Origin of the sequence: Pseudoalteromonas sp. SG45-2 (assembly GCF_014164115.1) — a bacterium.
Classification (GTDB): Bacteria; Pseudomonadota; Gammaproteobacteria; order Enterobacterales; family Alteromonadaceae; genus Pseudoalteromonas; species Pseudoalteromonas distincta.
On sequence record NZ_JACJEO010000013.1, the window covers coordinates 45,683 to 58,696 of the forward strand.

The following is a 13,014-nucleotide window of genomic DNA, read 5'->3' on the forward strand; positions in this document are numbered from 1 at the left end:
TTAGCTCAGTTGGTAGAGCAGTTGACTTTTAATCAATTGGTCGATGGTTCAAATCCATCATGACCCACCATTCTTTATTCCTTGTGAATACGGTTTGGCATCAATCGGCGGATTTACGTAAGCTTTAACTTAGTAATAAGTTAGCAACTGGAATGGGTTATTAGCTCAGTTGGTAGAGCAGTTGACTTTTAATCAATTGGTCGATGGTTCAAATCCATCATAACCCACCATTCTTTATTCCTTGTGAATAATGACTGGTTCCAATCGGCGGATTTACGCAAAGTAGTAAGTTGCATTTAAACGCAACAATAGAGCGGGTCATTAGCTCAGTTGGTAGAGCAGTTGACTTTTAATCAATTGGTCGATGGTTCAAATCCATCATGACCCACCATTCTTTATTCCTTGTGAATACGGTTTGGCATCAATCGGCGGATTTACGTAAGCTTCATTCATAATTGAATAAGTGCATAGAGCGGGTTATTAGCTCAGTTGGTAGAGCAGTTGACTTTTAATCAATTGGTCGATGGTTCAAATCCATCATAACCCACCATTCTATGAAAAGTTATATAAGAGCGGGTCATTAGCTCAGTTGGTAGAGCAGTTGACTTTTAATCAATTGGTCGATGGTTCAAATCCATCATGACCCACCATTCTTTTATTCCTTGTGAATAGAATTTGGCATCAGTCGGCGGATATACGTAAGCTTCATTCTTAATTGAATAAGTGCATAGAGCGGGTTATTAGCTCAGTTGGTAGAGCAGTTGACTTTTAATCAATTGGTCGATGGTTCAAATCCATCATAACCCACCATTCTATGACAGTTTAATCGGCGGATCTACGCAAGCTTTTTACAAAGCAGATTTATATTAGAGCGGGTCATTAGCTCAGTTGGTAGAGCAGTTGACTTTTAATCAATTGGTCGATGGTTCAAATCCATCATGACCCACCACTCTTTAATACTTTCCTTTATATTATTTTTTAATTTCCCACTTTATTTTTTATAAACAGCCTTACTAGTTCGCTGTTATTTGCTTTCATATTCTCGTATAATTCGCCCTAATTAATGCACTGTAGATAAGTGGTCGAGAACATGAGTCTAGCTCAAACTATTATGCCTGAAGGTTATATTTTTCCCCCTAAGCCAGCACCGTTAACACAAGACGAGCAAGGCGAATATAAAGCGCGTATAAAACAATTACTAAAAGATAAAAATGCAGTACTTGTTGCCCATTATTATACCGATCCTGAAATTCAAGCACTTGCTGAAGAAACCGGCGGCTGCGTTGCCGACTCGCTAGAAATGGCGCGTTTTGGCGCACGTCACGATGCAGATATGATTATTGTTGCGGGCGTAAAATTTATGGGCGAAACAGCCAAAATTTTAACGCCAAATAAAACGGTTGTTATGCCAACGCTTGAAGCAACATGTTCGTTAGATATTGGTTGCCCGATAGACGAGTTCTCTGCGTTTTGCGATCAGCACCCTGATCGTAAAGTAGTTGTATATGCAAACACCTCTACGGCTGTTAAAGCACGTGCAGATTGGATTGTAACTTCATCATGTGCACTTGAAATAGTAGAGCACCTTGATGAGCAAGGCGAAAAAATCATTTGGGGCCCAGATAAGCACCTTGGTAGTTATATTCAAAAAAATACCGGTGCTGATATGCTTATGTGGAATGGCGCATGTATTGTACATGACGAGTTTAAAACAAAAGCACTTAAAGACATGAAAGCGCTACACCCAGATGCAGGCGTTTTAGTTCATCCTGAGTCACCAGCAGAAATAGTTGCTCTTGCCGATTCGGTTGGATCTACGAGCCAATTGATCAAAGCTGCGCAAACAATGACAAATAAAAAGTTTATTGTAGCAACCGATCGCGGCATCTTTTATAAAATGCAGCAACTATGTCCAGATAAAGAGTTTTTTGCGGCTCCTACGGCAGGTGAGGGCGCTTCATGTAAAAGTTGCGCTCATTGCCCTTGGATGGCAATGAATGGCTTAAAAGCGATTGAGGAAGCCCTAATTGACCCTAAAGGCAAAGAAGTATTTGTTGATATGGATTTACGCGAAGGCGCACTTAAGTCACTTAATCGCATGCTTGAATTTACCGCGAGTATGGCTAAGTAACCTAAACTCTGGCTAGAGAAAATAAATTTAAATATCATCATATTCAATACGTAGTAAATCTCTTAATCAGAGTTCAGGTTAAGTCATTTTAAAGTATAAATTAAAAACGGTTAAGTCTTAGATTTAGCCGTTTTTTTGTGCCTATAGGTAAGTGTTGCTTGATTAGTAAGCATTTAAAGGCCCAAATTTAAAAATGCCTTGCACCTTAAGGGTCTATTTCATACTATAGCGCGCTGTTGCATTACACAATTGCAGCACCGTGGAGGGATGGCTGAGTGGCTGAAGGCGCACGCCTGGAAAGTGTGTTTAGGTTTATCCCTAACGAGGGTTCGAATCCCTCTCCCTCCACCATTATTCAATATCAGGACGTCTCAGGACGTCCTTTTTTGTGCCTGTAATAAAATAAAATCAATGGCTTAGTGTATCATCTCGTCCCATCCTGTTTCACCCAAGCCCAAAGCTTTAGTATCTAATATGGTATTCCTTTAATAAACTGCCATAATAAAGAATACTAAATTGGAGTAGGGTTCATTTTTTATGGCAAGATCAGCGAAGCAACTTACCGATACAGCGTTAAAGAAAGCTAAAGCAGAGGATAAAGATATAATTTTATCTGATGGGAATGGCCTACAAGTAAAAGTTAGAAAGAGTGGTTCTAAGCTCTGGAACTTTAACTACTACCATCCAATTACAAAAAAGCGTGTCAACATGGGATTAGGCAAGTACCCAGATGTATCTATTGTAAATGCCAGAAAGCTAGCGCAAAAAGCCAGGGAGTTGGTTGCTCTAGGGACTGACCCTAAAGAACATAGAGACGAAACTTTAGCTTTTAAAAGAGCACAAGAAGAGTTAACGCTAAATAAAATCGCTTTAGAGTGGTTTGAGGTTAAAAAACAAAGTTTAACCAAAGACTATGGTGAAGATATTTGGCGATCGTTAAACAAGCATGTTTTATCGGTTATTGGCAAATACCCCATTGGTAAAATTAATGCACCACAAGTGATTAAGATTTTAAAACCTATAGAAGCAAAAGGAACTTTAGAGACGGTTAAGCGGCTATGCCTGTATTTAAGAAAGATCATGACACACGCAGTTAATAGTGGCTACATTAATGCCAATCCACTTGCAGGGATTAGTGAGGTTTTCAAAAAGCCGCAAAAACAAAACATGCCTTCGTTAAAACCAGAGGAGCTGCCTGAATTAATGCAAACACTTGCTATAGCATCAATTAAGCGCGTAACTCGTTTTTTAATTGAATGGCAGTTACATACACTTACGCGCCCTGGTGAAGCTGCCGGTACTCGATGGGATGAAATCGATTTTGGTAATAAACTTTGGACTATACCCCCTGAACGGATGAAAAAACGCAGAGAGCATGTCATTCCTTTATCAAAACAGGCTTTAGAGTTATTGGAGGCAATAAAACCAATTTCAGGGCACAGAGAGTTTGTTTTTCCGTCAGACAGAAACCCCAGAAATCATATCAACAATGAAACAGCTAATATGGCTCTAAAACGTATGGGGTTTGAAGGTAGATTAGTAAGTCATGGCTTACGTTCGCTTGGGAGTACAACATTAAATGAGCATGAGTTTAACCCAGATGTGATAGAAGCCGCACTTGCGCATGTAGATAAAAATCAAGTTCGTTCTGCTTATAATAGAGCTGAATATATAGAAAAACGCAGAGAGCTAATGAATTGGTGGAGCGATCATATAGGTCGAGCATCTCAGGGTACATTGTCGGTAACAGGGCATAAGCACCTTTTAAAAGTTGGTTAGAAGAGAATGAAAATAAGGAGATAAAATGGCTTTAACACAAATGCAAATCATTCAGTCATTGGGTGAGGCAATGAGCTGGTTAGAAAGGGAGTTAAGTTGGGATGTGCCTGCAACAGAGCTAAGACATTTAACCGGTAGAATAGGGGAACTGTACGCCGCACTTATAACTAATGGGCGTATGGCAACAGAGGTTAACCAAGCGGGGTACGATGTAGTATCAAGTAGTGGTGAGCGTATATCGGTAAAAACAACAGCTAAAATGGGCTCAAGCGGCCATATAAGCTTTAACACAAATACGTTAGCGTTGGTTGACCGCATCATTATTTTAAGAATAAATACTGAAGAAATGCAGGTTGAGACTTTATTAGATAGCACTGCTGAACAAGCAAAACTACTCATGAATATTGGACCAACAGGTAAAAGCGCTATAGCTATGAGTAAGTTAATAAACATACCAGTTAAGCCACGTGTATTACTAAACGTAAAAGAAGCAACATGGAATAACTACAAATTAGTAGAGCTTGAAAGCGGAACTATTGAAGTGTTTTTAAATGACGAGCTTGTAACACCAAGCAAGCGTTACTTATGTGATATTGCTAAAGAGTTAGGGGTTTCAATTTTAAATGGCAACGGAAATCCATTTAATACACGGCAATTAGGTTCTGTGTTGATTAAAGAGTTATTAAATTAAAGCTATCGTTGTTTATATACAGTAGTTTAAAGCTAAGTAATTAGGCCTCTAATTCACTGAGCTTAAACAAGTTTCATTAACTATGTAATTTATGTATTATGCAGACTCCTCATACAAAAGGATCGTTGATGAAGAATGTACTACTAATAGTTACTGGTGCAAGCCCACAAGTATTAACCGAAACTCTTTTTGCACTTTATCAGCAGGGTAAGCCTATTCCCGAAGAGATTTTTGTTATTACTACAAAAAGCACAAAGCTAATGCTTACTAATGGATTATTTGAGCAAGGTCATTTAGCTAAATTAATAGCAGATTATAAACTTCCTGATATTAAACTCCCCGATGAAAATATTTGGCTAATAGAAGATGACAAAGGCCAACCTATTAATGATGCTAAATCTGAAATAGAACAAACCTACATGGCCGACTTTATTACGCGTAAAGTGTTTGAACTTACCAATAAAAACGATATTAGTATTCATGCATCCATTGCAGGTGGACGTAAAACAATGGCGTTTTATTTAGGCTATGCCATGTCATTATTAGGCCGTGAGCAAGATTCGCTCAGTCATGTATTTGTGAATAACGAATTTGAATTTGTTAGAGACTTTTACTACCCAACACCTTACGACCACATTATTGATGGTAAAAATGGCACGCAAGTAAACTGTATTAATGCAAATGTAACCCTTGCCGAAATACCCTTTGTACGAATGCGCCAATCTATCGACGAAACCCTCATTGCAAATATGCAAAGTGCATCGTTTAGCCAAACAGTAGCAAGCTTAAACTCAGCTCATAAAAAAGATTTAACCCTTGAAGTAAACGCAAAAGCAAAAACGCTCACCTTTGCAGGTATCGAAATTAAACTTACCGCAAAAGAAACCGCCTTTTATTTATGGTTAAACCAATACAGCCAAAGTGAACATAAAAAGCTAGTTGTGGGTCGTGATTTTGAAGAGTCTTTGCGTTACAGCAAAGAATATCTCATGCTTTTACAGCAAAATAGTAGTGATTTACGTATATTCCGCGATACGTTTGGCATAGAGCCCGAAGATTTTAGAGATGGTTTGCACAGTAATTTAAAGGTAATGGAAAAAACCTTTGTGCAGCAAACTTGCAGCCGCATAAAGAGTAAAATAAGTAAGGTGTTACCCAACGAGCTTGCTAAAAAAATAGCGATTGACTCCAATAACCAAAGCTTTGAAACAAGCTACTGGTTAAGTGCAGTAACACATAATATAAAAATAAATATAACGGCTTAATATTCGCAAGCTTGCAAACGCATAAAAATAATAACGCATGGTAAATTAGTTGATAAGGAAGTAATCAGGAATGAAGCAATCAATGAACTTTGAACATATTCAATCTAAGTGGCCAGAGCTACACCAGTTAGCCGCTTTTGCAGAAGACTATGCGATTACCGATCCACAAAGCTCACTAGTTAAGCTGCGTTGCTTTGCCGAAAAAGTAGTAGGCTACTTATATAAAGAACTTCGCTTACCTGTTTTACCAACGTCTAACATTTTCGACAAACTCACCGCCGACGACTTTACCAGCGCAGTCCCGCGTTTAATTACCGATAAGCTCCATGCCATACGTAAAAGCGGCAACCAAGCCGCGCATGAAGGCAAAGTAGATCAACAACAAGCTATTTGGATATTAAAAGAAAGCTACTTTGTAGCCTCTTATTTGTTTATGGCTTATGCCAATGGCACGCAACAAGAATGCCCAGAGTTTAAAGCGCCTGAGCAAACACAGCCAACTAATCAAAGTGATGCCCAGTTTGCCAAAAAGAACAAACAACTCACTCAGCAGCTAGCCGAAAATCAAGCCCGTTTAAAACGCGCACTTGACGAACTAGAAGCCGCAGAGCTTGCACAAAAACAAGCCCAGCAGCAAACAGCAAAACTAAAACAAACTATTGATGCAGAAAAGCTTAACCAGGTTAAAACGCGAAATGAGCAAATTGTTAACTCAAGTTTTAACTTTAACGAAGATGAAACCCGTAAGCGTATTATCGACTTAGACCTGCGTAATGCAGGTTGGAATGTAGCACTTGACGACAAATCAACAGAAGACGTTGGCAAAGAAGTAAAAGTAACAGATCAACCTACAACAACAGGTATAGGCTATGTTGATTACGTATTATGGGATGACGACGGAAAGCCACTTGCTGTAATAGAAGCCAAACGTACCCGCGAAAATATCGAAAAAGGCCGCCAGCAAGCAACGCTTTATGCCAACGCGCTCGAAAAGCAATTTGGGCAACGGCCCGTTATTTTTTACTCGAACGGTTGGGATATAAAAATTCTAGACGACGCGCAAGGTTATAACAGCCGTGGTTTATACGGTTACTACTCAAAAGATTCCCTGCAGTACTTAATAAAGCAACGCACGCTTAAAAAAGAGCTAAACACCACGCCAATAGACACCGCAGTAGCAGGGCGTTTGTATCAAATGGAAACCATAACTCGTGTGTGTGAGCGTTTTAGTGATAAACACCGCAAAGCGCTTATTGTGCAAGCAACCGGCACAGGTAAAACACGCGTATCTATTGCCCTTGCAAAACGGCTGCTCGATGCAGGTTGGGCTAAGCGCGTATTATTTTTATGTGACCGAAAAGAGCTACGTAAACAAGCAGGTAATGCCTTTACCGAGCATACCAAAGAGCCAGTACACATTGTAGGCAAAAGCGCTAAAAACACCGCAGCGAGTGCGCGTGTATTTATAGCAACCTACCCAGGCATGCTGCGTATAATGAACAAGTACGACGTAGGTCACTTTGACCTAATAGTAGCCGATGAATCGCACCGTTCAATTTACAATATTTATGGCGATATTTTTAAATACTTTGACGCGCTAGAAGTGGGCTTAACCGCCACGCCGGTAGAAATGGTATCGCGCTCAACCTGTGATTTATTTAGCTGTGATTACAAAATGCCAACAGCCAATTACCCGCTTGAAGACGCCATAGAACAAGGCAACTTAGTCCCCTACAAAATTGTAAGTTACACCACACAGTTTTTGCGCGAAGGCATTAAAAAAGACAACCTAACCGATGAGCAAATAGCCCAATTAGAAGAGCAAGGCATTGATCCGAACGAGCTCGACTTTGATGCAAAACAAATAGACGAAGCCATTAAAAATAAAGACACCAACAGGCTAATACTACGTAACCTAATGGAAAAAGGCCTGCGGGACAAAGACGGCCAGCTACCTGGTAAAACAATAGTATTTGCCCGTAACATAGCCCACGCCGAATTAATGGCGCAGCTGTTTAGCGAGCTTTACCCGCAGCATGGTGCTAATTTTTGCCGCGTAATTCACTCAAAGTACGAACGCGCTGAAGAGCTAATAGACGACTTTAAATCAAGCGACGAAAACAGCGTACGCATAGCTGTATCGGTCGATATGCTCGACACCGGCATAGACGTACCAGAATGTGTAAACCTTGTATTTGCAAAACCTATAAAATCAAAAGTAAAATTTTGGCAAATGATTGGCCGTGGCACACGCTTATGCGAAAACCTATATGGCCCAGGTAAGCACAAAACTCACTTTTTAATATTCGACCACTGGGCAAATTTTGAATACTTTGATGAAAATCCAGAAGAAGAAGACGTAAAACAAGCTAAATCATTACTGCAAAAGCTATTTGAAGCGCGGGTAACCCTTGCACAAACCGCCCTTAAAAAAGCTAATATGGATGTGTTTGATCAAACAATAAAATTAATTCACGACGATATTTGCTTACTGCCAATGGAATCAATATCGGTGCGCGACAACTGGCAAGTGGTCGAAACCTTTAAAGACCTAAAACGCCTTAATCAGTTTATTCCTGATGATGTACAAACGTTGCTAGAAGAAGTAGCGCCGCTTATGCAATGGCGTAATATTATGGGGCAAAGTGAAGCCTATAAATTTGATTCTGAGCTAACCACCATTCAAACGCTGTTAATTACCGATGAAAGCCAAATTGATTTAGCTAAACAAAATGTAATGAACAAAGTTGAATCGCTACAAATGCACTTAAACGAAGTGCGTAGCAAAGCACCTGCAATAGCAGAAATACAAACCGAGCAATATTGGCAGTATTTAACCCATGCAGCGCTTGAGCAAAGCCGCATTAATTTACGCAGTATTATACACCTGCGTAATAAAGACATAACACCGCCAAAAAGTGACTTTATACTCGATATAAAAGAAGACACCAACCAAATACACGAAGCTGATAGGCTTACAAAAATAGTCTCTATTGATTATCAAATATACCGACAAGAGGTTGAAAAAACACTCACCCCATTATTTGAAACCGACAGCGTACTTAAAAAAATCCGCAATGGCGAACAAGTAACTGAGGCCGACTTAGCGCAATTAAGCTCGTTAGTGCATACGCAAAACCCAAGTGTAGATTTAAATACATTAAAAGAGTTTTTTCCCGAATCAACCGCGACGCTCGACAAAATATTGCGTACCATAGTCGGCATGAACAAAAACGCCATAGAACAGAGCTTTACTAACTTTGTGCAGCAAATACACACCCATGTAAATGCTAAACAACAGCGCTTTATTGGTATGTTAAAAAACCACCTAATTCGCCACGGTTCTATTGAAATAGCTCAGCTTTACGATGCACCTTTTACACAAATACACGACATGGGGCTCGATGGCGTATTTAGCCAGCAACAAGCCGACGTAATAGAGCAATTTATTAAGCAGTTTGACGTAAAACTAGGCGATAAAGCCCAAAACGTTGAAAAGCAAATACACCTTTAATTTTATAAGCGCGTAATTAGTACGCGTTTAAACAGCACTAACTAGGATACACATTAATGATAACCGGACCTTTAAAAAGTAAAATCGACAAACTATGGGAAGAATTTTGGACAGGCGGTATCACTAACCCGCTAACCGTAGTAGAGCAAATTACTTTTTTAATGTACGCCCGCATGCTCGACATGAACGAGCAAGCCGACGAAAAACGAAGCGCACGTACTAAGCAGACGTTTAACCGCCGCTTTAGTGATGCCGAACAACATATTCGCTGGCAAAACCTGCGCCATTTAGGGGCAGAAGAGTTATACAAACTGGTTAAAGATGAGCTATTCCCGTTTTTTTCAAAAACCTCAGACGACGTATCGCCAGAAGGCGCGGTATTTAATGAGTTTATGAAAGACGCGCAATTAATGATTCAAAAGCAAAGCTTGTTGGTAAAAGCCGTTGAAATGGTAAACGACCTACCGCTTGAAAACTCAGACACCAAAGGCGATTTGTACGAATACCTATTAAGTAAACTCACCACCGCAGGCATTAACGGCCAGTTTAGAACGCCGCGCCATATTATACGCGCTATGGTCGAAATGATGGACCCAAGCACCACCAGCCAAATTTGTGACCCATCTACCGGCACCGGTGGCTTTTTATCGGTAAGTTACGAATACCTATTACAAAAATACACCTCAGCCGAGGGCATAGAGCGCGAACCCGTGCTTGACGTAAATGGTAATATACAGCTTGATGACAGCGGTAAACCGCTCGAAAACTTGCTCTACTCAGGCGATTTAATAACCCCAGAGCAGCGCAGCCACATAGATGCTCACATGTTCAACGGCTTTGACTTTGACGCCACCATGCTTCGCGTAGCCGCCATGAACTTAGTAATGCACGGCATTAAACAACCGGGCATTCATTATCAAGATACCCTAAGCCAAAATTTTAAAGAGCACTACCCGCAAAAGGCCAAAGAAGGCTTTGACATAATACTCGCCAACCCGCCATTTAAAGGCAGCCTAGACGAAGAAGACGTATGCCCCGAGTTATTACGCAAAGTAAAAACTAAAAAAACCGAGTTGCTGTTTGTTGCCCTTATTGAGCGCATGTTAAAAATAGGCGGCCAATCTGCCACTATCGTGCCCGACGGCGTATTATTTGGCTCATCAAAAGCGCACGTACAACTGCGCCAAATGCTGGTGGATAACAATCAGCTTGAAGCGGTAATCTCACTGCCAAGTGGTGTATTTAAACCCTACGCCGGTGTATCAACAGCCATACTTATATTCACCAAAGGCGGCAGCACCGACCACGTATGGTTTTACGACGTACAAGCCGATGGTTTCTCGCTAGACGATAAGCGCACGCCAATAAAAGCAAACGACTTACCCAGCCTAATCAGCGAATTTAAAGTCCGTGATAAAGCACAGGCGACAAGTGATTCTAACGATAAAACGCAAAAGGCGTTTTGGGTAAGCAAAGACGACATAGTCAGTAATAAGTACGATTTATCAATCAATCGCTACAAGAAAGTGGTATACGAGGAAGAAAGCTACGATCCGCCAAAAGAGATTTTAGGTAAGTTGGTAGAATTGGAGAATGAGATATTGGCTGATTTGAAAGAGCTTGAGGGGATGCTGTAATGATTAGGGAAAGTAGTTTCAATAAAAGCTGGCCTATTATACCTTTGTCAGATGCTGTTGAATTTTTAGATAACCGTAGAAAACCGGTAAAAGCATCAGATAGAATTGAAGGAGAGTATTCTTATTATGGGGCTAATGGTTTTCAAGGAACAATCAACGATTATTTATTTGATGAACCTTTAGTTTTATTAGCTGAAGATGGAGGTCATTTTGGTAACCCTGATAGAGATATAGCCTATATTGCTACAGGAAAGTACTGGGTGAACAATCACGCGCATGTTTTAAAGCCTAAGAATGGTGTGGATTTAAATTTCTTATTTAGGGTTTTACAAAGATATGACGTTAGTTCGTTTATAAAAGGAGCGACTCGTGCAAAGTTAACAAAAGGAGATGCTAGTAGAATTCCATTCCCACTACCACCACTGGACGAGCAAAAACGTATTACCTCGATTTTAGATAAAGCCGACGCCATCCGCCGCAAACGCCAACAAGCCATTAAACTTGCCGACGACTTCCTACGCAGCGTATTTCTAGACATGTTCGGCGACCCTGTTACCAACCCGAAGGGCTGGCAAGTTAAGCCAATTAAAAATGGACTCAAGGAAGTCAAATCCGGTTGGAGTGCCAAGGGTGAAAGTTATCCTTGTAAAAAGGGCGAGTTGGGTGTTTTAAAAATTAGTGCTGTAACTTCAGGTGTTTTTAAACCATCAGAAAACAAGTTTGTAAATAAATCAATAGCGGAAGGCAGGAAGTTAGTTTTTCCATGCAAGGGAGACTTACTTTTCAGTCGCGCAAATACGAGAGAGTTAGTTGCAGCTACTTGTATTGTTACAGAGTCTAGAAGAGATGTTTTTTTACCTGACAAACTCTGGAAAATAACATCAGATTGTTCGCTATTGTTGCCAGAGTTTCTGCATTTTATGATTCAACAGCCTAGGTTTAAAAACTTACTCACGTCTCAAGCTACTGGAACCAGTGGTTCTATGTTGAACATATCTAAAGGTAAGTTTGAGAACTCGGTTGGAATTTACCCCCCAATAGATATGCAAGAGAAGTTTAAGGCTGTTTTCTGGAAAGTTAATTCACTTTTAAAATCAGTAAGTACTTCAAATAGTATGTTAAATGATGGGTTTAACTCATTAAGCCAAAAAGCCTTTGCGGGCGAACTATAACTCTATTTATAAAAAAAGAACAAGGATGTTAAATGACCCAACTTCAATTAACTAATAACATAACTGAAACCCAGCTTTTAAAACAAGTTGCTTACTTTATGCGTAAGGATAAATAGAAAATGCAGGCACAAATAAAGCGTATGAATGAAGTGGGCGATATCGTGTTTTTAACACCTACGCCATTACTCAGCTATGAGGAGTTGGTGTTAAAAAGCTTAGGCTCGAATACCTATCGAGGCTTTCATCGTAAAAATAATAATTGCTTAGGCGCATCACATACTTTTAGAGATGTGTTAACTAAAAAGAAGGATTATTTAATACACGCACTCAATAATCTCACTTCTGAAATAGAGTTAAATACGCTTGCCAACGAGTTATGTAGTGAGCTAAAAAGTGAACTGAGTAATAACATTAAACCTTCGCAGTTGCAGTCGTTTAATAAAGTACGAAAGCCCGTTGATATTGTATTCGAGCACTTTGTAGCAATGGGGGAGGACTTTGCACCAGCAAGAAAAACCGCCACACCATGGTTATTTTTACCCCTTGATAGCCAAATATTTCAATCAGAATTTATATTCACCGCCCAAGAAGCGAAGGCTTTAGGTATCAAGCGCCGTTTTACATATAAAGACATTGAGACAGCCCAGCACTACGCAGATATACAAAATTTTTTAAAAGAGAAAATAGCAAAAATAGGTTTAAACCACCGTATTTATTTTGATTTGGTTTGGAATAAGCGCTTTGAAAGCAACGGCACCAACTTGTTTTTAACTAACCCAAGCAGAAATCGCTAAAGAGTTAAGTGTTCATATATTAAAATTAAAA

General features: G+C 39.9%; 8 protein-coding genes and 7 tRNA genes. All 15 read left to right on the forward strand.

Annotated features, from left to right (window positions below):
* Nucleotides 1-154 precede the first annotated feature (154 nt).
* A tRNA-Lys gene (locus H5116_RS11000) sits at nt 155-230 on the forward strand.
* Between the two features lie 85 nt (nt 231-315).
* A tRNA-Lys gene (locus tag H5116_RS11005) sits at nt 316-391 on the forward strand.
* A gap of 83 nt (nt 392-474) precedes the next feature.
* Nucleotides 475-550: transfer RNA gene (locus H5116_RS11010), tRNA-Lys, on the forward strand.
* Nucleotides 551-574: 24 nt separating this feature from the next.
* Nucleotides 575-650, forward strand: a tRNA-Lys gene (locus tag H5116_RS11015).
* Nucleotides 651-734: 84 nt separating this feature from the next.
* A tRNA-Lys gene (locus tag H5116_RS11020) sits at nt 735-810 on the forward strand.
* Between the two features lie 63 nt (nt 811-873).
* Nucleotides 874-949: transfer RNA gene (locus H5116_RS11025), tRNA-Lys, on the forward strand.
* Between the two features lie 141 nt (nt 950-1,090).
* On the forward strand, nt 1,091-2,131 hold the full coding sequence (gene nadA / locus H5116_RS11030; RefSeq protein WP_182716130.1) for a quinolinate synthase NadA: 1,041 nt from the start codon (nt 1,091-1,093) through the stop codon (nt 2,129-2,131).
* Between the two features lie 261 nt (nt 2,132-2,392).
* Nucleotides 2,393-2,482: transfer RNA gene (locus H5116_RS11035), tRNA-Ser, on the forward strand.
* Nucleotides 2,483-2,668: 186 nt separating this feature from the next.
* Nucleotides 2,669-3,910, forward strand: a complete 1,242-nt coding sequence (locus H5116_RS11040; RefSeq protein WP_182716131.1) for an integrase domain-containing protein — start codon at nt 2,669-2,671, stop codon at nt 3,908-3,910.
* 25 nt (nt 3,911-3,935) lie between these two features.
* Nucleotides 3,936-4,601 carry a DUF6998 domain-containing protein gene (locus H5116_RS11045; RefSeq protein ID WP_182716132.1) on the forward strand — a complete coding sequence of 222 codons (666 nt, stop codon included), beginning with the start codon at nt 3,936-3,938 and terminating at the stop codon, nt 4,599-4,601.
* 128 nt (nt 4,602-4,729) lie between these two features.
* Entirely contained in the window at nt 4,730-5,866 is a 1,137-nt protein-coding gene (gene csm6 / locus H5116_RS11050; RefSeq protein WP_182716133.1) for a CRISPR-associated ring nuclease Csm6, read from the forward strand.
* 70 nt (nt 5,867-5,936) lie between these two features.
* Complete coding sequence (locus tag H5116_RS11055; RefSeq protein ID WP_182716134.1) at nt 5,937-9,380, forward strand: DEAD/DEAH box helicase family protein; 3,444 nt, start codon at nt 5,937-5,939, stop codon at nt 9,378-9,380.
* 56 nt (nt 9,381-9,436) lie between these two features.
* Nucleotides 9,437-11,017 carry a class I SAM-dependent DNA methyltransferase gene (locus H5116_RS11060; protein WP_182716135.1) on the forward strand — a complete coding sequence of 527 codons (1,581 nt, stop codon included), beginning with the start codon at nt 9,437-9,439 and terminating at the stop codon, nt 11,015-11,017.
* Complete coding sequence (locus tag H5116_RS11065) at nt 11,017-12,189, forward strand: restriction endonuclease subunit S (RefSeq protein ID WP_182716136.1); 1,173 nt, start codon at nt 11,017-11,019, stop codon at nt 12,187-12,189. The genes H5116_RS11060 and H5116_RS11065 overlap by 1 nt, the downstream gene beginning before the upstream one ends.
* A 119-nt stretch (nt 12,190-12,308) precedes the next feature.
* Nucleotides 12,309-12,983, forward strand: a complete 675-nt coding sequence (locus H5116_RS11070; RefSeq protein ID WP_182716137.1) for a hypothetical protein — start codon at nt 12,309-12,311, stop codon at nt 12,981-12,983.
* The last annotated feature ends 31 nt before the right edge of the window (nt 12,984-13,014 follow it).